Annotated in this window: 20 protein-coding genes, 1 tRNA gene and 3 pseudogenes; 10 read left to right on the top strand and 14 right to left on the bottom strand. The window is 61.7% G+C overall.

Annotated features, from left to right (window positions below; genetic code table 11):
- Window position 1: 1 nt before the first annotated feature.
- Window positions 2–742: an amino acid ABC transporter ATP-binding protein gene (locus tag N554_RS0106770; RefSeq protein ID WP_029582778.1), complete on the top strand. Its 741-nt coding sequence runs from the start codon at window positions 2–4 to the stop codon at window positions 740–742.
- 120 nt (window positions 743–862) lie between these two features.
- Here the strand turns inward: N554_RS0106770 and N554_RS0106765 are convergent, their stop codons facing one another.
- Window positions 863–1,903 carry a cysteine synthase A gene (locus tag N554_RS0106765; protein ID WP_029582777.1) on the bottom strand — a complete coding sequence of 347 codons (1,041 nt, stop codon included), beginning with the start codon at window positions 1,901–1,903 and terminating at the stop codon, window positions 863–865.
- 120 nt (window positions 1,904–2,023) lie between these two features.
- Window positions 2,024–2,234 (bottom strand): annotated as a pseudogene (locus N554_RS38000) (class I SAM-dependent methyltransferase); the annotation flags it as partial.
- A 459-nt stretch (window positions 2,235–2,693) separates the two neighbouring features.
- Here N554_RS38000 and N554_RS0106755 point away from each other — a divergent pair.
- The 7 genes from N554_RS0106755 to N554_RS0106725 all read left to right on the top strand — a co-directional run bounded on the left by N554_RS0106755 (window position 2,694) and on the right by N554_RS0106725 (window position 13,969).
- Window positions 2,694–4,112 carry an efflux transporter outer membrane subunit gene (locus tag N554_RS0106755; protein WP_029582776.1) on the top strand — a complete coding sequence of 473 codons (1,419 nt, stop codon included), beginning with the start codon at window positions 2,694–2,696 and terminating at the stop codon, window positions 4,110–4,112.
- A complete protein-coding gene (locus tag N554_RS0106750) occupies window positions 4,102–5,493 on the top strand; it encodes an efflux RND transporter periplasmic adaptor subunit (protein WP_029582775.1) in 1,392 nt (463 codons plus the stop codon). Before N554_RS0106755 ends, N554_RS0106750 begins: the two co-directional genes overlap by 11 nt.
- A gap of 51 nt (window positions 5,494–5,544) precedes the next feature.
- On the top strand, window positions 5,545–8,679 hold the full coding sequence (locus N554_RS0106745) for an efflux RND transporter permease subunit (protein WP_029582774.1): 3,135 nt from the start codon (window positions 5,545–5,547) through the stop codon (window positions 8,677–8,679).
- The gene (locus tag N554_RS0106740) at window positions 8,679–11,783 is read left to right on the top strand and encodes an efflux RND transporter permease subunit (protein WP_029582773.1); all 3,105 of its coding nucleotides are present in this window, start codon (window positions 8,679–8,681) and stop codon (window positions 11,781–11,783) included. The genes N554_RS0106745 and N554_RS0106740 overlap by 1 nt, the downstream gene beginning before the upstream one ends.
- A 47-nt stretch (window positions 11,784–11,830) precedes the next feature.
- Window positions 11,831–12,568, top strand: a complete 738-nt coding sequence (locus N554_RS0106735) for a tRNA-uridine aminocarboxypropyltransferase (RefSeq protein ID WP_029582772.1) — start codon at window positions 11,831–11,833, stop codon at window positions 12,566–12,568.
- 513 nt (window positions 12,569–13,081) lie between these two features.
- On the top strand, window positions 13,082–13,258 hold the full coding sequence (locus tag N554_RS40845) for a hypothetical protein (protein WP_197033457.1): 177 nt from the start codon (window positions 13,082–13,084) through the stop codon (window positions 13,256–13,258).
- A gap of 174 nt (window positions 13,259–13,432) precedes the next feature.
- Complete coding sequence (locus tag N554_RS0106725) at window positions 13,433–13,969, top strand: hypothetical protein (RefSeq protein WP_156041823.1); 537 nt, start codon at window positions 13,433–13,435, stop codon at window positions 13,967–13,969.
- Here N554_RS0106725 and N554_RS0106720 read toward each other — a convergent pair.
- The 4 genes from N554_RS0106720 to N554_RS0106695 form a co-directional block, all read right to left on the bottom strand.
- The gene (locus N554_RS0106720) at window positions 13,963–14,220 is read right to left on the bottom strand and encodes a DUF3551 domain-containing protein (protein ID WP_029582770.1); all 258 of its coding nucleotides are present in this window, start codon (window positions 14,218–14,220) and stop codon (window positions 13,963–13,965) included. The two genes, N554_RS0106725 and N554_RS0106720, sit on opposite strands and share 7 nt — an antisense overlap.
- Window positions 14,221–14,394: 174 nt before the next feature.
- Window positions 14,395–14,574, bottom strand: a complete 180-nt coding sequence (locus tag N554_RS39660) for a hypothetical protein (RefSeq protein WP_029582769.1) — start codon at window positions 14,572–14,574, stop codon at window positions 14,395–14,397.
- Window positions 14,575–15,313: 739 nt separating this feature from the next.
- Window positions 15,314–15,493: a hypothetical protein gene (locus tag N554_RS35505; RefSeq protein WP_036052581.1), complete on the bottom strand. Its 180-nt coding sequence runs from the start codon at window positions 15,491–15,493 to the stop codon at window positions 15,314–15,316.
- A gap of 49 nt (window positions 15,494–15,542) precedes the next feature.
- Window positions 15,543–15,779, bottom strand: a complete 237-nt coding sequence (locus tag N554_RS0106695; RefSeq protein WP_029582768.1) for a hypothetical protein — start codon at window positions 15,777–15,779, stop codon at window positions 15,543–15,545.
- Between the two features lie 456 nt (window positions 15,780–16,235).
- Between N554_RS0106695 and N554_RS0106685 the strand changes: the two genes are divergently transcribed.
- A tRNA-Cys gene (locus N554_RS0106685) sits at window positions 16,236–16,309 on the top strand.
- 253 nt (window positions 16,310–16,562) lie between these two features.
- Here the strand turns inward: N554_RS0106685 and hflK (N554_RS0106680) are convergent.
- The 8 genes and pseudogenes from hflK (N554_RS0106680) to N554_RS40835 form a co-directional block, all read right to left on the bottom strand.
- Window positions 16,563–17,528: an FtsH protease activity modulator HflK gene (hflK, locus tag N554_RS0106680; RefSeq protein ID WP_029582766.1), complete on the bottom strand. Its 966-nt coding sequence runs from the start codon at window positions 17,526–17,528 to the stop codon at window positions 16,563–16,565.
- Window positions 17,525–18,529 (bottom strand): protease modulator HflC, encoded by a 1,005-nt coding sequence (gene hflC, locus N554_RS0106675; RefSeq protein ID WP_051677358.1) that lies wholly within the window; start codon window positions 18,527–18,529, stop codon window positions 17,525–17,527. The genes hflK (N554_RS0106680) and hflC (N554_RS0106675) overlap by 4 nt, the downstream gene beginning before the upstream one ends.
- 25 nt (window positions 18,530–18,554) lie before the next feature.
- Window positions 18,555–19,499 (bottom strand): annotated as a pseudogene (hflK, locus tag N554_RS41800) (protease modulator HflK); the annotation flags it as partial.
- A 177-nt stretch (window positions 19,500–19,676) separates the two neighbouring features.
- Window positions 19,677–20,288: pseudogene (locus N554_RS41795) on the bottom strand (cation transporter); the annotation flags it as partial.
- 43 nt (window positions 20,289–20,331) lie between these two features.
- On the bottom strand, window positions 20,332–21,366 hold the full coding sequence (locus N554_RS0106660; RefSeq protein ID WP_081851150.1) for an acetamidase/formamidase family protein: 1,035 nt from the start codon (window positions 21,364–21,366) through the stop codon (window positions 20,332–20,334).
- Between the two features lie 64 nt (window positions 21,367–21,430).
- Window positions 21,431–22,330, bottom strand: a complete 900-nt coding sequence (gene hflC, locus N554_RS0106655; RefSeq protein ID WP_051677357.1) for a protease modulator HflC — start codon at window positions 22,328–22,330, stop codon at window positions 21,431–21,433.
- Between the two features lie 54 nt (window positions 22,331–22,384).
- Window positions 22,385–22,762 (bottom strand): hypothetical protein, encoded by a 378-nt coding sequence (locus tag N554_RS0106650; protein WP_029582761.1) that lies wholly within the window; start codon window positions 22,760–22,762, stop codon window positions 22,385–22,387.
- Window positions 22,763–23,081: 319 nt separating this feature from the next.
- Window positions 23,082–23,255, bottom strand: a complete 174-nt coding sequence (locus N554_RS40835; protein ID WP_197033447.1) for a hypothetical protein — start codon at window positions 23,253–23,255, stop codon at window positions 23,082–23,084.
- Window positions 23,256–23,508: 253 nt separating this feature from the next.
- Between N554_RS40835 and N554_RS0106640 the strand changes: the two genes are divergently transcribed.
- Window positions 23,509–23,754, top strand: coding sequence for a hypothetical protein (locus N554_RS0106640; RefSeq protein ID WP_029582760.1), 246 nt, complete (start codon window positions 23,509–23,511; stop codon window positions 23,752–23,754).
- Window positions 23,755–23,790: the final 36 nt, after the last annotated feature.

Genomic DNA, 23,790 nt, shown 5'->3' with positions numbered 1-23,790 from the left:
CATGACCACGAATTCGATTGTCAGCATTAAAGGCCTCAACAAGTGGTTCGGCGATTTTCATGTGCTGCGCGACATCAACCTAGAAGTCGCGAAAGGTGAGCGCATCGTGATCTGCGGCCCCTCGGGCTCGGGCAAATCCACGCTGATCCGCTGTATCAACGCGCTCGAGGAATTTCAGGAAGGTGAGATCGTCGTCGACGGCATTGAGTTGGGGCCGAACCTGCGGCGTGTAGACGAGGTCCGGCGCGAAGTCGGCATGGTGTTCCAGAGCTTCAACCTGTTTCCGCACCTGACGGTACTGGAAAACTGCACGCTGGCGCCGATCTGGGTGCGCAATATTCCGAAGAAGGATGCCGAAGCGGCGGCGATGAAATACCTGGAGCGGGTGAAAATTCCGCACCAGGCGAATAAGTATCCCGGCCAGATGTCCGGCGGTCAGCAGCAGCGCGTCGCGATCGCACGAGCCCTGACCATGAGCCCGAAGGTCATGCTGTTCGACGAGCCGACCTCGGCGCTCGATCCCGAAATGGTCAAGGAAGTGCTCGACACCATGGTCGACCTTGCCAGGGAAGGCATGACCATGCTCGTCGTCACTCACGAAATGGGATTTGCCAGGGAAGTGGCGAACCGCATCGTGTTCATGGATGCCGGGCAGATTATCGAGTCCAACACGCCGGAGAATTTCTTCGCCAATCCGCAGCACGCGCGGACGAAATTGTTCCTCAGCCAGATTTTGCGCTAGTCTGGAAGAGCGCGCGTCCCAGCTTCCGTCAATGCGAGGAGCGAGGCGACGAAGCAATCCGGTCTTTCCTTGTCGCTCTGGATTGCTTCGTTTTGCTGAAATGACGAATGCAAGGCGTCATCAGACCTTCTCGAACGGCACGTCGATCTGGCTGCGCTTCTCCAGCCATGCCGGCACCGGCAGGTTTTTCGAGCGCATGAATTCCGGATTGAACAGTTTCGACTGATAGCGGTTTCCGGAATCGGCGAGCACCGTCACAATGGTATGACCCGGCCCCAATTGCCGGGCGAGGCGGATCGCGCCGGCAACGTTGATGCCGGTGGAGCCGCCGAGGCAAAGACCTTCGTGCTCGAGCAAATCGTAAATGATGGGCACGGCTTCTTCGTCCGGAATAAGATAGGCCTCGTCCACCTTGGTGTCCTTGATGACAGGCGTGACGCGCCCGAGCCCAATGCCTTCGGTGATCGATCCGCCCGGCGTCGCCTTGGCTTCGCCGTGCTTGAACAATTCGTACATCGCCGCGCCCCGTGGGTCGGCGACGCCGATCACGATACCCTTGCTCTTTTCGCGCAAATAAGCGCTCGCGCCCGCCAGCGTCCCGCCGGTCCCGATCGAGCAGATAAACCCGTCGATCCTGCCGCCGGTCTGCTGCCAGATTTCGGGGCCGGTCGAAACGTAGTGGGCCTTGGGATTGTCGAGGTTGTTCCACTGATCGGCGAACAACACGCCGTTCGGCTCGGATTTGCGCAGTTGATCGGCAAGGCGCCTGGCGACGTGTTGATAATTGTTCGGGTTGCTGTAGGGCAACGCCGGAACCTCGACGAGCTCTGCACCGCAGAGCCGCAGCGTGTCCTTCTTTTCCTGGCTTTGGGTTTCCGGAATGACGATCAGGGTTCGGTAGCCGCGCGCATTGGCGACGACCGCAAGACCGATGCCGGTATTGCCGGCAGTGCCTTCCACCACGAGGCCGCCGCGCTTCAACTCGCCGCGCTTTTCGGCTTCGAGGATCATCTGCTTTCCCGCGCGGTCCTTCACCGACTGGCCCGGGTTCATGAACTCGGCCTTGCCGAGAATGGTGCAGCCGGTCGCTTCGGAAGCTTGCTTCAGCTTGATGAGCGGCGTGTTGCCGATCGCTTCGACGACGTCGTTGTTGATGGTCATGTATGCAATTTGCCGGTTGTTGCTCAATCGCCCCTTTGACCCTAATGGACCCCCGCAGGGCGCACAAGCCAACGACGCGCGATCGGATTTGGGAGGACGGGCGTGCCGTCATTTCCGATTTCGGAACCGGTCGTCGAAAGCGAGCGGCATCAGGTTCGGCCAGGCCGCGCGGAAATTGTTCCGCCAAGTCGCGAGCGTCTTGGCATAATCTTGCCCGAAAATGCGTTCGCGAATGACGGGGAACGCTGAACCGCTCGCCGAGCGATTTCAGCACCTGCGGCGAAGACAGCATTCCGCCGGGAAAAACGTAACGCTGGATGAAATCGACCTTGCATAGGTTTAGCGGCGTATTCCGCAAAGCCGCCCCAGCGAAGTTTTGGTAACGGTCAGAGACGCTTGGAAGCGGTTGTCCGACCATGGAAGCCAGATGAAATCTTGGTAAGATTGCGACATCCGGCGGACCGCGTCGATTCGCAAAAAGCCCATGGAATATGGAAAACTCTCCATTTTATGTGACGAGTCGGCGCCGTCGGTTCGATAACGACGGCAGGGGAGGGACACGCAACAGGACTGTGCGCGCCGTAATCCCCCGGCTAGTATGGCAATCAGGTTCCAGAGGAAGCATCACTCCGGTGAACGTCTCGCAGGCAGTCCCCACAACCGTCATCCGCGAATCGGGCTGGCGATTCTCGCAGTGTCGGAGGCCGGGCTTCATGCCCGGCGGAGGGGGAATGTGAGCCAGAGTTCCCCGGGGGTTGTCGCTGACGGCCTGCTTGCGGCTATTCCTTGCGTGGATCGCGTGGCCAAATGGCTCGCGACATTCTGCATTGTCGCCAGTTGTGCCGGCTGCATTCTGACCCAGGATCTGCCCGATCCGGCGCTGGACATCCCCGATGGATACAAAGCCGCGCGGTTGACCGACAAAGATGCGGCGCCGACCTTGGATTGGTGGCGCGGATTTCGCTCGTCGGAATTGACCACCCTGATGGAGGAAGCCCAGACGGTCAATCTGGACATCGCGGCGGCCACCGCGCGCTTTATCCAGGCCGACGCGCTGGCGCGCGTGGTGGGCGCAGCGCTGCTGCCGAGCCTCGGCGGCTCAGGTTCGGAGAGCTATTCCCGAACTTCCGGCTCGAGCGCTAGTGGATTGAGCATCGGCGGGCGCGAGGTCGTCAACTATTCGGCTTCGCTCGCCGCCAGCTATGAACTCGATTTCTGGGGCAAGAATCGCGATGCCACGCAGGCGGCGGAGGAAACGGCCATCGCCAGCCGCTTCGATCGCGATGTGGTGGCGCTGACGACGCTCACCAGCGTCGCCAATGCCTATTTCCAGGTGCTCGCCTCGCAGGACCGGATTCGCACCGCCGAGCGCAATATCGCCAGCGCGACCCGCATCCTCGATGCGATCAGGGAACGGTTCAAAGCCGGCACCGGGACCGATCTCGACGTTGCGCAGCAGGAAAGCGTTCTCGCCAATCAACGGGCGCTCATTCCGCCGTTGCGGCAGCTGTTGGCGCAGAACATCAACGCGCTGGCGACGCTGGTGTCGCGTCCGCCGGAAAGCGTGCGCGTCACCGGCGGCTCGCTCAATCACATTTCGTCGCCGCGAGTTACTCCGGGATTGCCGTCGGAATTGCTGACGCAGCGGCCGGATATCCGACGCCAGGAATCGCAGCTCGCGTCCGCCACCGCCAATGTCGGCAGCGCTCGCGCGCAGTTCTTCCCAAGCATCCAGTTGACCGGGCAGGGCGGCTATCAAAGCTCGTCGCTGGTGTCGCTGTTCCAGCCGCACGCGGCGTTCTTCAACATGGTCGGCGGTCTGACGCAGCCGATTTTCGACGGCGGAAGAATTCTCGGCAATTTCGAGTTCACTAAAGCCCGGCAGGATGAATTGTTGCAGATCTACCGCAAGACCGTGGTCTCGGCATTCGCCGACGTCGACAACGCGCTGACGTCGATCCGCGAGACCACCGAAAGGCTGCGGCTGCAACGACAGGTAGTGGCGGCTTCGCGGCGGGCGTTCGAACTGTCCGAGCAGCAGCTTCGGGCCGGGACCGCGGACATCGTAACTGTGCTAAACACGCAATTAACGTTCTTTCAGGCGGAAGATGCGCTTTGGCAGGCGCAGCTTGCGCGGCTGCTTGCCATTGTCAGCCTGTATCAGGCGCTGGGGGGCGGCTGGGAGCCGCGGATAGTCAATGCTCTTTAAGCCGGATTTGAACGAAACCGCGAAGGTCGCGGGCGACCGTGTTGCCCGCGTCGCATCACGCGCGCGCCGTCGAACCGTTTCGATAACGGTTACACTGCTGATCCTTGGCGGCCTCGGCTACATCGCCTGGACATCGCTGCAGAAGAAAGCCACGAACCGGGCGACGCCCGATCTCCCCGTGCCCGTGCTGGCCGCGACACCGCGGATCCAGGACGTGCCCGTTTATCTCGACGGCGTCGGCGCCGTTCGCGCACTGAACAACGTGTTGGTGCGCTCCCAGGTCGACGGCAAATTGATCGCCGTCAATTTCACCGAAGGACAGGATGTCAAGAAGGGCGACGTGCTCGGCGAGATCGACCCTGTACTCTACAAGGCGGCGCTCGATCAGGCCGTCGCCAAGAAGGCGCAGGATGAGGCGCTGCTCGCAAATCAGCGCCTCGACCTGACGCGCTATCAGCAACTGGCCGCCTCCAACGCCGGGTCCAAGCAGCAGGCCGACACGCAACGCGCCGTCGTCGCCCAGCAGGAAGCGCTGGTGAATGCCGACCAGGCGGCGATCGACAACGCGCAGGCGATGCTGGGCTATACCAAGATCATCGCCCCGTTATCGGGCCGCGCCGGCCTGCGTCAGGTCGATCAAGGCAACATCATCCATGCCTCGGATGCCACTGGACTTGTCATCATCACCCAGCTGCAGCCGATCGCGGTGCAGTTCAGTCTTCCTCAGCAGCAGATCGTTCGGGTCAATGCTGCCTCCGCCAAGGGAACGCTGAGCGTCGACGTCTTCGGCAACGACGGGGCAACGGTGATCGATACCGGGGTGTTGAAGGGCATCGACAATCAGGTCGATCCGACCACCGGGACGCTCAAGCTCAAAGCCGAATTTCCAAATGCCAATTTCCAATTGTGGCCGGGGCAATTCGTCAATGTGCGGCTCAAGGTGGACACCCTTTCGAAGGCGATTGTGGTGCCGACCTCGGCGGTGCAGCGCGGCCCCGCAGGGACCTTCAGCTACGTCATCGGCGAGGGGAATGTTGTAACCGCGAAGCCGGTTGCGGTGACGCAGCAGAACGAAATCGACGCGGTGATCGCGAGCGGATTGTCGCCTTCCGATCGCGTGGTGACGACCGGCTTTGCCAATCTGTCCGACGGCGCAAGGGTCATCATCGGCAAGGACGAACAGACGCCGGCCGCCGATCTCGCGCCGCGTAAAAAGGGCAGCAGGGGCGCGCAGGGCAAGGACGCCCAAGGCAAGGAAGGTCAAGGCGAACGCCCCGGCAGGCGGGGCGAGGGCGGCCTAAGCGAGGGCGATCAAAAGCGTCAAACCGGACCCGCACAAGGGAGCGATCAGTCAGGCGGCGGAGCGAAGGCGCAGCCATGACCTCAGAACCCGCCGCTTGATGTCTGACTTCGCAAGCGTGAGCACGCAGCCATGAGCGTCTCTGAACCGTTCATTCGCCGTCCGATTGCGACCTCGCTGTTGGGGATCGCGCTGTTGATCGGCGGTGCGCTCGGCTATTGGGCACTGCCGGTATCGGCACTGCCGCAGGTCGATTTCCCGACGGTACAGGTGACCACCCAATTGCCGGGCGCCAGCCCCGACGTGATCGCCTCGCTGATCACGGCGCCGTTGGAGCGTCAGCTTGGGCAGATTCCATCGCTGTCGTCGATGACGTCGACGAGTTCCTTCGGGGTCAGCCTGGTATCGCTGCAATTCGATCTCAACCGCGACATCGACGGCGCCACTCAGGACGTGCAGGCTGCGATCAACGCCGCAGCCGGAGTGCTGCCGAAAAATCTGCCGTATCCGCCGACTTACGCCAAGGTCAATCCGGCGGACGCGCCGGTCCTCACGTTGGCGCTGACGTCGGAGACGACCTCGCTGCGCGCGCTGAGCGATCTCGCGGACACCATCCTCGCGCAACGTCTCAGCCAGATTTCGGGCGTAGGACGCGTCGCGGTGCTGGGCGGCCTCAAGCCGGCGGTACGGGTCCAGGCCGATCTGGCGCGGCTTGCGGCCTATGGCATCTCGATGGAAGATTTGCGCAACGCGATCGCGGGCGCCAACGTCTCCGGACCGAAGGGATCGCTCGACGGCGCGCAGCAGGCCTACACCATCGCCGCCAACGACCAGATCGCGACCGCGGCGGCCTACAAGCCCATCATCATCGCCTATCGCAATGGCGCGCCGGTCACCATCGGCGACGTTGCTGTCATCGTCGACGGGCTGGAGAACGAACGCACCGGCGGCTGGTATCAGGGCACGCCGGCGGTCATCATCGACATCCAGCGGCAACCCGGCGCCAACGTCATCGAAGTCGTGCGCCAGATCCGCGACGAAATTCCAAAGCTGCAGCGCGCGATACCAGCCGGCGTCAACCTGACCGTGGTCAGCGACCGCACGGTGACCATTCGCGCCTCCGTGCATGACGTGCAGTTCACGCTGATTCTGAGCGTGGTGCTGGTTACCCTCGTGGTGTTGCTGTTCCTTCGCTCGTTGCGGGCGACGCTGATCGCGGGCGTGGCACTGCCGCTATCGCTGATCACGAGCTTCGGCATCATGTATTTTGCAGGCTTCAGCCTCGATAACCTGTCGCTGATGGCGTTGACGATCGGCACCGGCTTCGTGGTCGACGACGCGATCGTGATGATCGAAAACATCGTCCGGCACATGGAGGACGGCGAAACCGCGATGGAGGCGTCGCTGCGAGGCGCCCGCGAAATCGGCTTTACGGTAATTTCGCTGACCGTGTCGTTGATTGCCGTTTTCATTCCGCTGTTGTTCATGTCGGGACTGGTCGGACGCATGTTCCGTGAGTTTGCACTGACATTGACCATCGCGGTCGTGACGTCGGCGATCGTGTCGTTGACGCTGACGCCGATGATGTGCTCGCGGCTGCTCAAGCACGCCGGCGAGGAAATGGTGGTGCCCGGCCTGGCCGCGATCAGCCGCGGCATCGACCGCATGGTCAATTTCTATCATCGCACGCTGTTGTGGGTGCTCGAGCGCCAGCGCGCGACGATGCTGGTCACCTTCGCGACGATCGTCGCAACGCTGGTCCTGTACGTTGTGGCGCCCAAGGGTTTCCTGCCGTTGCAGGACACCGCATCGATCACCGCGGTGACCCAGGCCGGCCCCGACGTTTCCTTTGCGGAAATGCAAAGCCGGCAAACCCAGGCGGCGAATGCGATCCAGGCCGACCCGGATGTGACCGGCGTCGTCTCGGTGATCGGGGCGGGCTCGGTCAATCCGACCACCAATGTCGGCCGGCTGGTGATGACGCTGAAACCGCGCGGCGAACGGCGCGACGACGTTGCCGCCGTGGTCGCGCGCCTGAAGCAGCGGGTGGCATCGATCCCGGGCATGACAATCTATTTTCAGCCGGTACAGGACGTGCAGATCAGTACCCAGTCCAGCCGCTCGCAATATCAGTACACGCTGACCGGCACTGACTCCGCGCTGGTGACGCTGTGGGCCAATAATCTCGTTGCCGAACTGCGCCGCGACCCGCTGTTCCGCGACGTCTCTTCGGAAGCGCAGGAGGGCGGATTGCGCGCCGCGCTCGACATCAACCGTCAGCGCGCCGGTCAGCTCGGCGTCAGCCTCCAGGCCGTCAACGATACCCTGAACGACGCCTTCGCGCAGCGGCAGATTTCGACCATCTACGGACAGTCCAACCAGTACCGGGTGGTCCTGGAAGCGTTGCCGGTCTATCAGAGCGATCCATCGATCCTCTCAAAACTCTATCTGCCCGGCGTGCTCGGCGCGCAGGTGCCGCTGTCGGCGGTCGCGACCCTGACGCGCACCACCGCGCCGCTGGCGATTTCGCATCAGGCGCAATTTCCTGCCGTGTCGCTCTCCTTCAATCTCGCGCCTGGTGCTGCGCTTGGCGACGCCGTCGATGCGGTCAAGAATATCGAAACGCGCATCGGCATGCCCGGCAGCATCGTCGGCCTCTATGCCGGCGACGCCGCCGAGTTCTCAAAGTCGCTGGCGGGACAACCCTGGCTGATTCTTGCGGCAATCGTCACGATCTACATCGTGCTCGGCGTGCTCTATGAAAGTTACATTCATCCGATCACCATCTTGTCGACGCTGCCATCGGCGGGCGTCGGCGCCATTCTCGCGCTGATGCTGTTCGGACAAGATCTGTCGGTGATCGGCCTGATCGGCATCATTCTCCTGATGGGCATCGTCAAGAAAAACGCCATCATGATGATCGATTTCGCGCTCGAGGCGGAGCGCAATCAGGGCATGTCGGCGACGGATGCCATTGTGCAGGCCTGTCTGTTGCGTTTCCGTCCGATCATGATGACGACACTGGCGGCCTTGTTCGGCGCGCTGCCGTTGGCGGTGGAAAGCGGCACCGGCGCCGAATTGCGGTTTCCGCTGGGCATCTCGATCATCGGCGGGTTGCTGCTCAGCCAGGTGCTGACGCTCTATACGACGCCGGTGATCTACCTCGCGCTCGACCGGGTGAACCGCCGCATCGAAAGAGCGGTGCCGCCGGTCGGGCCTGAACTGCCGTCACCGCCGGTCGCGGGAGCCACCGAAGGGATGCAGTAATGGCATCGATCTCGGAGCCCTTCATCCGCCGGCCGGTCGGCACCACGCTGCTGGCGATTGGGCTTTTTCTGGTCGGCGTCGTCGCCTATCAGTTTCTCCCGGTGGCTGCGGTTCCCAATGTCGACTTTCCGATGATCCGGGTATCGGCGACGCGGCCAGGCGCGGACCCATCGGTAATGGCGGCAACCGTTGCCGCGCCGTTGGAACGGAAGCTAGGCGTCATCGCCGGCCTCGATCAGATCACCTCGACAAGCTCGCTCGGCACGACCAGCATCCAGCTGCAATTCGCGATCGGCCGCAACATCGACCGCGCCGCGCGCGACGTGCAGGCCGCGATCAACGCCTCGCTCGCCGATCTGCCGAGCGACCTGCCGAGTTTGCCGCGCTTCCGCAAAGCCAATCCCGCAGCGGCGCCGGTCGTCGTTTTGGCACTGACCTCGAAGACGATATCATCGAGCGCGATGTATGATGTCGCCGACACGGTGATCGCGCAGCGTATCTCGCAGGTCCCGGGCGTGGGCGAGGTCACCGTCAGCGGCGCCGATCAACCCGCGGTCCGCATTGCGCTCAATCCGGTGGCGCTGTCGAATGCCGGGATTGCAACCGACGATGTCAGGCTCGCGATCATCAATGCCAATCCGTTGGGACCGGTAGGCATCTTCAATAGCGGCCGACAGAGCGAAACATTGTCGACCAATGGGCAGATGCGAACCGCGGCCGAATTCCGCGATATCCTGATCAAGAGTTCGAACGGCAATTTTGTCCGGCTCTCGGATGTGGCCGAGGTCGAGGACTCCGTCCGCAACAGCCGATCGATTGCCTGGTTCAACAAGCAGCCGGCGGTATTGATCCAGATTACCAAGCAAGGCGACGCCAACGTAATCGATACCGTCGATCGCATCAGGGCGTTGATACCTGAACTGAGGCAGTGGATTCCCGGCGGAGTTGAAATTTCCACCCTCGTCGATCGCACTGGAACCATCCGCGCCAGCGTCCATGACATGCAATTGACGCTGCTGGCGACCGCATTCCTGGTCATGGTGGTGGTGTTCGCATTTCTGCGCCGGATCACGCCGACGATCGCGGCCGGCGTCTCGGTGCCGCTGGCTTTGGCCGGGACCTGGGCCGGCATGTGGGTCGCCGGTTTCTCGATCGACAACCTGTCGCTGATGGCGCTGGCGATCTCAGTCGGCTTCGTGGTCGACGATGCCATCGTCATGATAGAGAACATGTACCGCAACCTCGAGCAGGGCATGCGGCCCTATCAGGCGGCACTCGAAGGTGCGAAGCAAATCGGCTTCACGGTGCTGTCGATCAGTCTGTCGCTCATCGCCGCCTTCACACCGCTGATTTTCATGGACGGAATTGTCGGCCGGCTGCTGCGGGAATTTTCGCTGACCCTGACCTTTGCCATCGTGGTTTCCACCGTCGTGTCGCTGACCGTCACGCCGATGATTTGCGCCCATTACATCAAGACAGCCACTTCCGATAACGCGACCTGGCTCGACCGGATCGTCGAAGGCTCATTGTCGCGCATCGTCTCGTTTTATGCGCGGACGCTGCGCGTAGTGCTGGGGTTTCCGATGTTGACCCTGGTCGTGTTCTCCGCAACGATCGCATTGACGGTGACGCTGTATATAAAGACCCCCAAGGGATATTTCCCGGTCGATGACAGCGGCTTTGTGATCGGCTCGACGCGCGCGTCCCCCGATATCTCGTTTCAGTCGATGCTTGGGCTTCAGCAACAACTCGCCGACATCGTGATGGCCGATCCGGCCGTTGCGGGAATCGGGTCGATGCTGGGGGGAGGCGGCGGCGCCGGTGGCGCGGGCTCCAATCGCGGTACGATGTTCATCAGCCTCAAGCCGCCTGAGGAGCGGGGCGGTTTATCGACGCAGCTCGTGATCGACCGGCTGCGCAAAGACCTCTACAGGGTCGCGGGTATCCGGCTGTTCATGTTCGCGGCGCAGGATATCCGCACCGGCGGCCGACAGAGCGATTCCGACTACCAATATACGCTGTCGAGCACTGATCTCGATCTGTTGCAGAAATGGGCGCCCATCGTCGGGAAGCGCATGGAAACGGTCGAAGGCATTACCGATGTTTCCAGCGACCGCGATCCCGGCGGGCTGCAACTGACGCTCAAGATCGATCGGCAGAAGGCATCGAGCCTCGGCGTTCGCGTCCAGGACATCGACAACGCGCTGAACAATGCGTTCTCCCAGCGCCAGATATCGATCATCTACACCCAGCGCAACCAGTACATGGTGGTGCTGGAAATCGATCCGAAATTCCAGAGCGATCCGTCGAACCTCGAACACATCTTCGTCGCCGGCGCCAATGGCGCGCAGGTGCCGCTATCCGCCGTGGTGCATTACACGCGCGGGCTGTCGCCGCTCGCGGTGTTTCATTCGCAGTCGTTTCCTTCGACCACGGTGTCGTTCAATCTGCTACCCGATGTGCCGCTCGAAGTCGCGACGTCAAATATCCAGCGCGCGGTGGAGGAACTGCATATGCCCGAGGGCATCCGCGGCAGTTTCGAGGGCAACGCCGGCGATTTCAACAGAACCAGCGGGCGCCAGCCGCTGCTGATTCTTGGCGCCCTTGTGGCGATGTACATTGTGCTGGGCGTGCTCTACGAGAGCCTCGCCCATCCCCTGACCATCATCTCGACCCTGCCTTCGGCAGGGCTCGGCGCGCTGTTGGCGCTGCAGATTACCAACACGCCGCTGACGATCATCGCTTTCGTCGGGATCATCCTCCTGATCGGCATCGTCAAGAAGAACGGCATTATGATCGTGGACTTCGCGCTGGATGCCGAGCGCCATCGTGGACTGTCCTCGGCCGACGCCATTTTCGAGGCGTGCCGCGCCCGGTTCCGGCCGATCCTGATGACGACGATGGCAGCGCTATTCGCAGGCATCCCGCTGGTGATCGCCACGGGGCCCGGCACCGAATTGCGCCGGCCGCTTGGCATCACCATCATCGGCGGCCTGTTCGTCTCGCAGATCCTGACGCTGTACACGACGCCCGTAATCTATCTCCTGATCGACCGGCTGCGGCGACGGTCCAATCCCGCCGCAATAGGAGCGCCGGCCGAATAGCGGGGATGCGATGTTGAAGCGCGCCGCCGCGGGGCGTATACGGGCGCATGTCAAAACAATCCGAGCCTGAAACCGGGACCGCCACGGCGGAGGCGATGCCCGACTGTCCGCGCTGCCTCAAACCCTTGCCGCTGTGCATTTGCGACAGCGTTAAACCGATTGAGAGCCGGCTCTCGCTCTTGATCCTGCAACATCCGCAGGAGCAGGACAGGGCGCTCGGCACCGCGCGGCTGACCGCCCTGCACTTCAAGGATGCGGTCCTGAGGATCGGATTGTCGTGGCCCAGCCTTTCCAAGGCACTGGGACGACCGGTCCACGATCCCTCGCGCTGGGCGGTGCTCTATCTCGGGTCCGCGAAGGTGGCCGACCTCGACACGAAAAGCGATATCGTCGCGATCAACCGCAAAGGCGAAATCGAGGACAATCAGCGCGCCATCCTCAGGGATATCGAGGGCATCGTGCTGCTCGACGGCACCTGGAGCCAGGCCAAGGCGCTGTGGTGGCGCAACGCCTGGATGTTGAAATGCCAGCGCGTCATTCTCGGCCCGGCGCATCCGTCACGTTACGGGCAGCTACGCCGTGAGCCGCGCCGCGACGGTCTGTCCACGATCGAGGCGGCGGCGATGCTGGTCGCCAGCCTCGAAAAGCGGCCGGATATCGCCGAGACGCTGCACGCGAGCTTCGAGCGGATGCTGGCGAAATATCGCGCGGCCCAGAGCGTGCTTCCCGAACTCGCGCCCAAACCGAGGCCCAAACGGGACTACCGCCGCCGCAAACGGGCCTGATCAGGCCCTCGGTTGCCACGGTCCCCGAGCAAATGCGGCGGTCAGCGCGAGCTCTTGCTGACGCGGGAACTAACAAAGCGCTCTACCGACCGCACCCGCAAACTCGCCAAGACGCCGGAGCTGATTTGCTTTCTCGTGCCGTTGCGGTGTTTCTCTTTCGAAAGGCGCGACCAGCTTTCGGCCTCAGCCATCCAGAGAATTCCGTTAGCGGGCTCACGCTTTGCGAGTTGTCTGCATAGCGCAGCCAGCGAAGTAAGTTCTAGTTGACTGGTCATTGCCACCCCCTGCCTGAGGGTTGAACTATCCCCGCCAAGCTACGACAGGTGCCGTTATCCGGACAATTGCCCTTTGGGCCATTGTCCCAACGGGCATGTGACGTCGGCTCCTCCGTTTCGCTTGATCTGGGTCAAGCCTCAAGACGGACGAGCAAAGGCATGATTTGCGCTTCTGGATCTAGCGTGTGCCGCAGCAGAAAGGGCCGCCGCTGAGCAAGACCATGAGGAGGATAATATTATGGCCTATGTTCTAATCGTCGTCAGCTGGCTCGGCGGGGTTGTCAATGGCGCCGCAATATCAACCCAGGAATTTACGAGCGCAGAGCGGTGCGAAGCAGTCCGGCTGGCGCTAATCGAGGACGCTAAGGCCCGTAACTTTGACGACACGCTGAAGACCTTCTGCATGCAAAAGTGAAGCGCGCGGTTCGACCGTTGCCGATCGTTCTTGCGACGGAAACGTTATCCAGCTTCGTTACGCTTCTTGGCGGTACGATAACAACGTGGCCGCTCGACGCGCGCAGCCAAGGCGAGCGCATGCGGCGCGTCGGTGAGGTCGCGGCCACCACCGCGGAGACGACAGGAGGTGACCATGGCCGAGCCCGATCGCAATGGGATTTCCGCGCGGTTGTGGAGGCTCCCTGGACAGTTGCTGCTGGCGCTGATCAATGCGACAGCGATCCTGGTGATCGTCGCCGCGATTCTTGCACTGGTCGCAACTGTGCGCATCGAGCATTTTGCCAAAAACGTCGCCGCAACGATGACGGAGGCCGTGTTGTCGAAAGTCGATCTGCCGTCGAAAGACGCGCTGGCGAATCTCCGAAACCTGACGGCGGAAGTCCGCACGCTTGGCAACGCCCTTCGGGAGATTAGGGCAGGAGAACACCCAGCTCTTCAATCCGAGATCGCGCAATTGAAGGAGGCGTTGACCGTCCTGAATGTCAGCGTCGACCGGCTCGGAAGCGCGAAATCGATCCTCACCGACGAAGCGATTGGGCAATTGGGCCGGACGGTCACCGACGCACTGATGAAGTTGAGGGACTGCTCTTCCAGCGCCCGCCAGGTGGCGCCTCACCGCAACCTCGGAAACAAGACGGTCGAAGCCTGGAAGACCGGCGGCCCTCAGTAGCCGCGGCGATAATATCGTCCCGGGGGCACTCGCGCGCTCGCAAAATCAAAATATGGATTGATGATGCACTGGGCGGCGCGGCCCGATGCCGACGCGTTGCACTGAGGCAGCGACGTGTACATGCATTCGTAATAGTTGTTCCGGCCGTACACATGCAGGCACACCGGATAAGCCGGATCGTACGTCTGGGCCGCCGCCGGCCCTATTGAGATCGTCCCAATCGCCAAAATCGCCAAGGCCAGAATGCGCATCAGAACCTCCTTGGGATATGCGCGGCGCAGCAGACCGCGGCCAAAATGCCCTTCGCATTGCGTCCGCCGTTCCGGCCTCGGCCGGATTTTCAGATCGCAAGCAGACAGGCCCTTTGTTCCCAGTCAATTCACGTTCGCACGTTGGGGCAGGCTGGAACAGGCCGGATTGCGAAATCATTTCGGCTTGCGTTCCAGTCGGATTATCAAGCGTGGTCCGCTCCGAAGCTCTATGTCGTGACCATCAACCAGCTGCTTTGCCCACTCGATTGCGTCGGGATCGTTATCGCAGGAGAACGCTCGGGAGTTGATGAAATGCCCATCGTCGCCGATGGTGTACACACGGTAATCTGCCATTCCCACTTTCCAGCCGACTCTTTTTGGTCCGTGGTGGTATTCCGATTCCGTTTCATGAAATCAATGCGGCGTCTGGTCTCGGACTCAGATTCAATTTAGGCCGCTCCATGTTGGCGAAAGCGCCGAACAGAAAACCCGCTCGAATATCTTGCGGCATCGGGCGCGGTGCCGATCATCGTGACCGAACGCAGCGGCGTTTGCAGCATTCACGCGGGCGGCAAATTCCGCACGGTGCGGAATTTGATCTAGACGGTATGGCTTGGCGAACGGATGGCGCCCGTAGCCAGAGAAGCCCGCAAGCGACTGCCCGGATGTTGCTATCGTCGCCAACTGAAGCGGCCTTATTTCGGAGCGCCCCTGCCTTTTATCATCTGGCCGTATCGCTCGGTTTGATTGGCGATCCTGACCCAGCTATGGGAAAGACTTTGTAGGACCCGGGCCTCGGCTTCGCTCTGCGCCAATTTCATCAAATGAAGGCATTCTGACGATTGATCCCTGCAACGGTTTGCGGTGTCCATGGCAATTTCCCTGAAATCGCCACCAAGCTGAATAATGCTCGGCGCGTTGGCTTAAATCCGGACAGTGCAATCCTCCGGTAACCATCTGTCGGCACAAAGCGCGCCAAGGTTCATGTAATAATTTGGGACGGCAGATGAGGATGACGGGAAAGGGCCTGAAACGAAAGAGGCCGTCGCATAATCGGTTGCTCTGGCGGGGATGATCGGAGCAATTTCGCGGATCATCCGATGAGCCATCGCCCATTGTGAATATCGAACTTCACCAAACCTTCGCCGCGCATTTTCAAAAGGAGGGATTGGCAGACTTCCTCATTCACGACATTGGCGCGTTTCATGATCTCGTAGACTTTGAGCGGCTTCTCGCGAAGCACATTCAAGATATTCTCCCGATCATTCAGCATGACTACTCCTTGCAAACGAAACCCTGATGTTCACTCTTCAATGAGTCGTTTAGTTCATTACGAGTTTGATCTGGCCGTCTTCAAGGGTTCCCGTCGCAAGTGCGTCGCGGGCCATCTTTTCGATGATCGGCCAATGTGTGAGAAGGTATTTCTGCGCCTGCGCCTTCGTAGGGAGCTTGGTTTGCAGAATGCAGCTCTGCCGCGCGTTCCCGTTCGCTATCTGAAAAGATACCGTTTGCGGTCCCTCGTTGATCTCTTGTTCGGTGGGAATGGAAGGTTTCCGCATACGCTGTTCCTTTATGAACTTTGGTAAGGCTAAGCTATTGGAACGGACACCAACTGCCGCGACTGCGTTGGTTTCGTGTCGGCGGATATGATCGATGGACGGCCAGCTAGGGCTGATCTTTGTCGGGCTTCGGCGGGTGTTTCGGCCTGTGGACCGCGCTGGGCTGCGTGTTGCGGACGGCCTCGGCCAGCATCTGACGGAGCTCAGCCTTCGTCTTCGGTGGTTCGCGCGTGATAGATGCCTGCCAGTGAGCCATGAATTGTATATGGGGATGCCCGGGGGAGAATTAAACCGCGCTGAAGGCAGCAACCTGCGGATAATCCACGTCCGCTGGGGAGCGATTAGCGGCTAAAGTCGGACAGCGCGCCATGGCCCGCGTCAACATAGCGCCGCCGGAGCAGGACGTGAGGCCGGTTGCCTAAGTGCCTGATGCTCTATATTAAACGGCCCCAATGGGGCCACGTGGCGGAGTGGTTACGCAACGGTCTGCAAAACCGTGTACACCAGTTCAATTCTGGTCGTGGCCTCCACCTCATCTTGTTGATTTCACATAATTATTTTATTCGCCATCTGTTCCGTCAGGCTGGCCTGGTACCGCTTTGCTGCCATTTGCCTTTTGCTTCCGGTTTCGCATGGCCGATTTCAGCGCGGTATCCACCATCGCGGCGGCCTCCTGGCGCTGACGCTGTGGCAAAGTCGCAGTTCGACCGGTTCTGGTCGAGCGGCTGGAACTCGGCCGAAAAGGCACCCGGTGGGGATCAGGTGCTGTTCGCTGGACAGAATCTAACGCCCTCTCACTCGCAAGTTGACCGGAGCCTCTCCATCCTCCGTGTCCAGGATGTAGGCTTTCACTCTGGGCAGAGTCTTCTCCATGGTTTCAAGATAGAGGCGGGTGCGCGTCAGCTCGGGGGCCTTCGGATACTCTTGCTGTAAGGCTTTGAGACGGGTGGTCGTGCCTATGGCTTGCGCGATGCGCTGCTCACGCCGACTCTGTGCTGCCTGGATCAATGTGTGCGCCTCCCCGCGAGCCTTAGGCAGGAGGTTGGCCGCATAGACGCGCGCCTCGTTGCGTGAGCGTTCGCGATCGGCCATGGCGTCCGCCACGTCTTGAAAGGCCTGCGCCACCGCCGCGTCAAGCGTCATGGCCATGATGCTGGAAGCCGTGATCTGAACGCCGCTTTGGTAGCGATCGAGGAGCTCCTGAGTCTGTATCTTCACCCTGTCCTGGATGGCAAGCCGGCCTGTGGTCAAGACCTCATCAACCGACATGCCGGCCAAAACCTGGGTGAGCACACTTTCGGCAAGCCCGCCGATCAGCGCTCTTGTGTCCTCGACATGCAGCAGGAAGTCGGCAGGATCGCGTATCACGTATTGTAGCACGAGTGCGATGCTTAGGATGTTCGTGTCACCCGTCAGCAGCTCCATCCCAATCACGGTCTCCTGCTCGCCCTCGGGCAAAGCGAAGCCCACGCCGACTTTCGAGACACTTGTGGTCTTGACCAGGTCGACCCGGTCGACGGGCCAGGGGAAACGCCAGTGCATGCCGGGACCCAGGCGGTCATGGGGCACGCCGAGGCGGCGCGCCAAAGCTTGCTCGTCCGTTGCGACGAGATGGAAGCCCGTGGCGAAGTAGGCCGCGATCAGCAGGAGCAAGAAGACGACACCGCCCCGGAGCGCGTGAGCGCGCCAGCGCGGATGTCTGGGGGCGCTTTCCGCGCCGTCCTGCGGCGCCATGTGGCTGGCCGTCATGGCGATCCCCCGCGTGACGGTGGCTGCAGACCTTCGACACCAGCGCCCACGGTCTCGCCATTCCTGGGACGAGCCTTGGGCGGCTGGTTAAGATCCCGCGCGACCGATGCGCTAGGCTGCAGCATCTGCAGGAGTTCGGACTCGGCCGGCAGGAACAGGGTCGTCTTGTCGTCGAGGATACGATCATAGGCCTCGAGCGTGCGGACGAACTTGAAGAAGGGTAGATCGGCGGCAAACTCGCGCGCGTAGACACGCATCGCCTCAGCCTCTCCCTCGCCGTCGAGTCGCCTTGCATGTTCGTTGGCCTCGGCGAGGATGCGTGCCTTCTGGCGATCAGCTTCGGCGATGATCCGCCTCGACTCTGCCTTCCCCTCGGAGCGCAGCTGCATGGTGATGCGGGCCCGCTCCGCCTTCATCCGCTCGAAGACGCTCTGCCGGTTCTGCTGAGGCAGGGCGAGTTCACGCACACCGAGATCGATCACCTCGATACCATAGGCGGGCGCAACAAGAGCCTGAACTCCGGCACGTACCTCCGCGATTATCGCCCCGAACCGGTTCTCCGAAGTATGCGGCGCGATGAGGGAGGCGAAGCTATGGCGGCCGAGCACTGCACCGACTTCACCGACGATAGCCTCCGTAAGCCGCTGCTCGGCATCGCCGCGCGTGGCAAGCGTCGCGAGGAAGTGCGCCGGTTCGGCGATGCGCCAGGTAGCGAGCGTGGCAACGGACACGTTCTTCCTGTCCGCCGTGACGTACTCAACGGGCCGAGTGCTCAAGTATAGGAGGCGCTTGTCGAACCGCTGCACACGCTCGAAGGGCAGTTTGAAGCCTAGGCCCGGCTCTTCAACGAGTCGCACGATCCGGCCGAAGCGCGTGACCATCCCGTGCTCAGTGATATCTAACGTGAAGAGGCTCGCAAGAGCCGACAGCACCAGCACGGCGATAGCGGCAGGCGTCAGCACCCGCAGCGCCGTCCTCCGTCTGCCGCCCGCGCGGCTCATCTGCCAACTCCAGGGTAAGCTGCCTTCATCGGTTGCCCCCCGCGCTGATCGGAGGCTCAAGGAGCCAAAGGTCGAAGTCTTTGATGGCACTCGCCTTCGGCCGGACAAGCTTGTGCACCTTCGGCAACACGTCCTCGATCGTCTCCATCTGTAAGCGGAATGCGGCCAATTCCGGCGCCTGCCGAAACGCCTCGACCTGTAGGCTGAACGCTAGCGCCTCGCCGCGAGCGCGGCGGACCTGTTCGTCCTGGACGGCGAGGGCACCCTCGACCGTCGCCGCGGCCTCGCCTTTCGCTTCGTTTACCTCCTCGGTGGCGAACCCCTTGGCGCGGTTGATCGTGCGCAGCTTGTCCTCCTGTGCACTAGCCACGTCCCGCTCGGCGTCGTGTGCCTCCTGGGGCGCGTGCACGTAGACCAAGCGCACCGAGACGAGCGCGATGCCGGCGTTCAGACCGTCCAGGCGCGCCTGAACGAACTCATGCAGTCGCACCTCGACCTCTGCTTTGGCGCTTGTTAGCAACGCGTCGATTCGCTGAGTGGCAATAATGCTACGCAGCCCTGCGCGAGTAACGCTTCGGACGAGCGCCTCCGGTTCCGCGAGGTTTGTGACGTAGGCCACCGGATCCTTGACGCGGTACTGCACGGTTGACCGAAGATCGATGAGGTTGGCATCACCGGTCAGGAGGAAAGACTCGCCCTCCAGCATCTCGCGCTGGAACCAGGAGCCCTTGGCCTTGATCGCCTCCGGCACTGGATTCGAAGGCCCGCCCACTGTGAGCCGCTCGCGGGCGAGTGTGCGCGTCGTCAAGCTCTCGTCCGCCTGACTGCGGAAACCGAGCTCTGCACTCCGCGTGCGTTCGGTTTCGACGAGACGGTGCGTCTCGATTGGCGAGGGCAGGCGGTAGTGTAGGCCTGGGCCGAGGTCGGCCGCGACGATGCGAGCAAACCGGAGGCGCAGGCCGATCTCCCCGGACTGGATCGTAAAGAAGCCGCTTGCGAGCCAGAGGACGACCAGGCTTGCCAATGCCGCGATCTTAACGCGAGTGTCAGTAACAAACACGCGGGTCGCGGCCGCAAATCTGTCGCGCAGCCGGGCCCAATCCGGCGGCGCGTGCGTGTGCGGCACGTGCGTGTGGAGTGAGATTTCCCCGGTTCGGAGCTCACGCACCGCCTGTCGCAGGATTTGAGCGGATGACCACAGGAACAATCCCGCCATGATGGCGGCCACGATCAGGTCGGGCCACCTGGTCGCGGTTGCCCAAACGCCGAGCGCAGCGAGCATCACGGCGACGTTGCCGATCGCATCGTTACGCGAGCAAAGCCACACGGAGCGCACGTTGGCGTCGCCATCCTTGTAGCGCACGAGGATGACGACGCTAGTCACATTGGCAGCGAGAGCCAGGATGCCGATGGCGCCCATGATCTCGGCGCGGGGCACACCGAGCACAAGCACGTGATAAGCGGTCGCCCCAAACACCCACAGGCCCATCAGCGTGAGGCTGACGCCTTTCACAAAGGCCGCACGCGCCCGGACCCGAACGGATGCACCGATGACCGCGAGGCTGAGACCGTAGGTCGCCGCGTCGCCCAGAAAGTCGAGTGCATCGGCCTGCAGCGCTTGCGAGCCGGCGAGTGCGCCGGCGCCTATTTCCACCAGGAACATCCCGGCGTTGATCGCAATGACGAGCCAAAGCCGCCGCTTGTAATCAGCCGACAAGCCTTCGAAGGTAGCGCCTTCTCCGCAACAGGCTACGCCCATGTTCAGAGCCCTACGCTTGCTGAAGTTTCCCTTTAGTGCAACCTCACCGCGGCAGGTAGCGCTTGTCGAGTTGACAAGCCACGGAGTACTGTGGATCGACAACGTTGGCGATCTCGAGATTCGCTGCTTGGCCTAAAAGCTGAAGCGCCTCGATCTTGTCGTAGCCGTGATCCTGCACCAGCCAGTTGATGAGATCGACGCAGGCGATCCGCAGCGCATCGATCAACGGCCGCGTGCTGCCGATCGACATGATCATTCTGTCGTTCTCGAGCCGGGGCCAGTTGATCTTTTTTCCCTTGATGAGATTCACCGTGAAGGTGACGTCAAACGAGGTCTCGATAGCGGCGCCGTCCACCTCGCCGTCACCCTGCGCGGCGTGCCCGTCGCCCAGCATGAAGAGCGCACCCGGCTCGAAAACCGGGAAAGACATCGTCACACCCTCAACGACCTCATTGAAGTCCATGTTCGCGCCATGGGGGCCGGGTATCAGCGAGCTGATGCATTCCTTGCCACCAGGTGCGGTGCCGATTGTCCCGAAGAATGGCCGCAACGGGACCTCGACTTTGCCGATCTTGCTGTTGGGCAGGTCGAGCACACCGACCATTCTCGATTTGTCGAGCCGCCAGATAAAGAGCCGGTCCGGCACCGGGTCGGTTATCATCGCCGTCTTGTATTCGGGCGCCAATGCTCCGAAGTAGGGGATCGAAGCTCCCCAGCCCCAGTCTCTGTTGAGGCCGATCCTGTCGATACGCACGACGAGCGTATCGCCGGGCTCGGCGCCCTCGATGAAGAATGGCCCGGTCTGCGGGTTGACTCTGGTAAGGTCGAGTCTCGGAAACACCGTCTTGTCGGTCGGCTGGAAGACGTCGTTCGCCGCGTCCTTGGTCCTTGTGATTACCGTGTCGCCTGGCTTGATGCGGATCGCCGGCGGATGCGCATGGCAATAGGTGAAGTAAACAGTGTCTCCCGGGTCATAGCGGACTTCCGCGGCCGAGCCAGGCGCGACCCCAATAACTACGAGTGCCGAAGATAGAGCCACGATGGCCGCTCGTGCCGACTGCTCGTTCATTCGCATCATAGAAAATCCTCCTCTGTTGGCAGCGTGGATTGTTGCTATGGGGGCGGCGTAAGATTTCCACTCGTCATCTCATGGGCGTGTCCTTTCTCGCACTGTCGGCCAAGCTTGCCGGCGGCTTGGCGCGCTCATAGAACCCGCTGTCGTTCAGCAGGCCGAAGAGATCGGAGTTCGCCGGCAACACCATCGTCGTGCCCTCCTTGACGAACTTGCGCGACGCGTCGAGCGTCCGCCGCAGCGCGTAGAACTGCGGTGCCTCGCGAAGCGAGTCGGCGTAGATGCGGGCGGCCTCTGCTTCGCCAGCGCCGCGATGCCGCTGGGCGACCTTGAAAGCCTCGGCTAGAATGCTCGTCTTCTCGCCCTGAGCCGTGGAACGGATCTTGAGACCTTCCTCCTCGCCTTCAGAGCGGTAGCGCATGCTGATTGCCGCGCGCTCGGAGCGCATGCGAGCGTAGACCGTGAGCCGGTTGCGCTGAGGGAAGTCAAAGCGCAACAGCTGCACATCAAGGACTTCGATGCCGTAGTCCCGAAGCGCAACATTCCGGCACTTTCCGGCGACCTCGGCGAGCAAGGCCTCTGCTCGATAGGCTTCGGCCGAGACAAAGGCAGTGAGCGGACTTCGGCCGATGGCGGCGCCAAGCTCCGCAGAGAGGATGTCGCCCAAGCGCGATTCCGCACCCGCCTTGTTGAGAACCGTCTCAAAGAAACGTTTGGGCTCGGCTATGCGCCACATGACGGCGCCCGCTGCCGTCACGGCAGTCTTCTCAAGCGTCAGGAATTCGCTCAGTGGGGGCTGGTAAACAAAAAGCCGGCCGTCGAACTTGGTCACGCTTTCGTAAGGCAGCTTCACGCCAAGACCCGGCGTGGTGACTACCTGCACCGGCCTGCCGAACGACGTGACTACGGCCTGCTCCCCATCGCCAACGGCGAAAAGACATAACGTGGTCGCCGCGACAGCGCCAAGCACTCCGGCGGCGCCCAAAATGGCTTGCCTAGGCTTCGAGCTTGAGCGGGCCATTGCTCATTTGCCTAACGAGCTGGGGCTGTTTTCATTCTGTAGGGCGTGCTTCGGGTGGTCAAGGCATTTGTCTCCGGTGAGCTGCTTGCTTCCGTACGCAGTCCAGCCGGCTGGCGCGGGTCCGAGGCCGTCGGTCCCGGCGAGCACCTCGAGAAGCTGGGCGGCACCGCTGGCGGTACGAGCGATAGGCCCGGTATGATCAAGTGCACCGGCATCGAGGATGCGGGTCACAATGGTCGCGTCCACGTCGGGGACGTAGCCCTCCAGCACGTTGGAACCGTTCATCATCGGAATGCTGGCGACGATCGCCCGCGTGTAGCCGAACTGGCGTCCTGCCACGGGCGATTTCAGCGATGCGAGGGTGATCAGGAAGTTCGGCAATGTGCCGGATGAATTGATTGCGTTGTAAGGGCAGTTCGAAACCGCCAGCTCACCTGCTTAGATGGGGCGTTGGTCTGCTGCCATTTTGCTACCGAACTCCTGAACATAGGGCAGGATAGGGTGGTATCCGACAATCAAAGGCGGACAGCAAAGCCCAACGAAATCAGCCAGATCCACATCAACGATGATCAGTAGGAACAGGGGCCAGCGAACTGCAAAACCGTGTACACCAGTTCAATTCTGGTCGTGACCTCCATCAACATAATCAATGTCTTGTGCTGATCGGTTCAGAGACCGGAAAAAATTCCGCGCGCCCTGGTCAGCAGGCGGCGTACCAGCCTTCGGGAAACGGAATAAACGGCCAGACGAGGTGGTTATCGTTGGCAGCTTTCGGCGGCTGGAGGAAAGTCGACGGATGGGGCTCGAAATCCTCCTTCGGCTCGATCGCCGTTCTCACGGCATCCAGCATTCGGTTGAATTCGGCTTCGCTCATCGCGGCTCTCCTGGGTTCGAGAGCGCACGATCTCAAAAGTCCTTTGTTTTCAGATTGAAGCGATCGCTCAAATTGTAACGATCCGGCCATCGCCGGTGGCTTGGTTACTGAAGTGTTGATCCCCGAGCGGAAGGTCGATCGCCCCGGCCGCAATGGAGTGTGAGAGGGGTCACATCTCGCGGAAAATCGTTCGCGTATTGCCTGATGGAGACGGCGCACACGTAGGCGCCGGCAGCACCAGGAGGATACCGTCATGTCAGCAAAATTCAGGAGACGTTGGGCGTCGGCGAACCGCGCGAATCTTGCTTTGGCGCTCACCCTCGCCACGACCGGTTCCGCGTTAGCCGCGGTTGCAACGCCGGAACAGAAAAAGGCCTGCATGCCTGACGTCTATCGACTTTGCGCCAGCGAAATCCCGAACGTCAGGGCCATCACGGCCTGCCTGCGGCGCCAGAAGGCCAGTCTCAGCGACGCCTGCCGGGCGGTGTTCGAGTGGTGAGGGCTGACGCACTCTCGGGCCGTTGACGACAACCCA

This window comes from Bradyrhizobium sp. URHD0069 (genome assembly GCF_000701345.1).
GTDB lineage: Bacteria > Pseudomonadota > Alphaproteobacteria > Rhizobiales > Xanthobacteraceae > Bradyrhizobium.
The sequence above is the reverse complement of the archived record's forward strand: the minus strand, read 5'-3'. Positions and strand labels throughout refer to the sequence as shown.

Excerpts from the sequence above, each read along its gene's own strand:
- N554_RS0106770 (WP_029582778.1), top strand. The coding sequence starts at position 2 with ATGACCACGAATTCGATTGTCAGCATTAAAGGCCTCAACAAGTGGTTC.
- N554_RS0106765 (WP_029582777.1), bottom strand. The coding sequence starts at position 1,903 with ATGACCATCAACAACGACGTCGTCGAAGCGATCGGCAACACGCCGCTC.
- N554_RS0106750 (WP_029582775.1), top strand. The coding sequence starts at position 4,102 with ATGCTCTTTAAGCCGGATTTGAACGAAACCGCGAAGGTCGCGGGCGAC.
- N554_RS0106745 (WP_029582774.1), top strand. The coding sequence starts at position 5,545 with ATGAGCGTCTCTGAACCGTTCATTCGCCGTCCGATTGCGACCTCGCTG.
- N554_RS0106740 (WP_029582773.1), top strand. The coding sequence starts at position 8,679 with ATGGCATCGATCTCGGAGCCCTTCATCCGCCGGCCGGTCGGCACCACG.
- N554_RS0106735 (WP_029582772.1), top strand. The coding sequence starts at position 11,831 with ATGTCAAAACAATCCGAGCCTGAAACCGGGACCGCCACGGCGGAGGCG.
- N554_RS40845 (WP_197033457.1), top strand. The coding sequence starts at position 13,082 with ATGGCCTATGTTCTAATCGTCGTCAGCTGGCTCGGCGGGGTTGTCAAT.
- N554_RS0106725 (WP_156041823.1), top strand. The coding sequence starts at position 13,433 with ATGGCCGAGCCCGATCGCAATGGGATTTCCGCGCGGTTGTGGAGGCTC.
- N554_RS0106720 (WP_029582770.1), bottom strand. The coding sequence starts at position 14,220 with ATGCGCATTCTGGCCTTGGCGATTTTGGCGATTGGGACGATCTCAATA.
- N554_RS39660 (WP_029582769.1), bottom strand. The coding sequence starts at position 14,574 with ATGGCAGATTACCGTGTGTACACCATCGGCGACGATGGGCATTTCATC.
- N554_RS35505 (WP_036052581.1), bottom strand. The coding sequence starts at position 15,493 with ATGCTGAATGATCGGGAGAATATCTTGAATGTGCTTCGCGAGAAGCCG.
- N554_RS0106695 (WP_029582768.1), bottom strand. The coding sequence starts at position 15,779 with ATGCGGAAACCTTCCATTCCCACCGAACAAGAGATCAACGAGGGACCG.
- hflK (WP_029582766.1), bottom strand. The coding sequence starts at position 17,528 with ATGACGGCCAGCCACATGGCGCCGCAGGACGGCGCGGAAAGCGCCCCC.
- hflC (WP_051677358.1), bottom strand. The coding sequence starts at position 18,529 with ATGAGCCGCGCGGGCGGCAGACGGAGGACGGCGCTGCGGGTGCTGACG.
- N554_RS0106660 (WP_081851150.1), bottom strand. The coding sequence starts at position 21,366 with ATGATGCGAATGAACGAGCAGTCGGCACGAGCGGCCATCGTGGCTCTA.
- N554_RS40835 (WP_197033447.1), bottom strand. The coding sequence starts at position 23,255 with ATGAGCGAAGCCGAATTCAACCGAATGCTGGATGCCGTGAGAACGGCG.
- N554_RS0106640 (WP_029582760.1), top strand. The coding sequence starts at position 23,509 with ATGTCAGCAAAATTCAGGAGACGTTGGGCGTCGGCGAACCGCGCGAAT.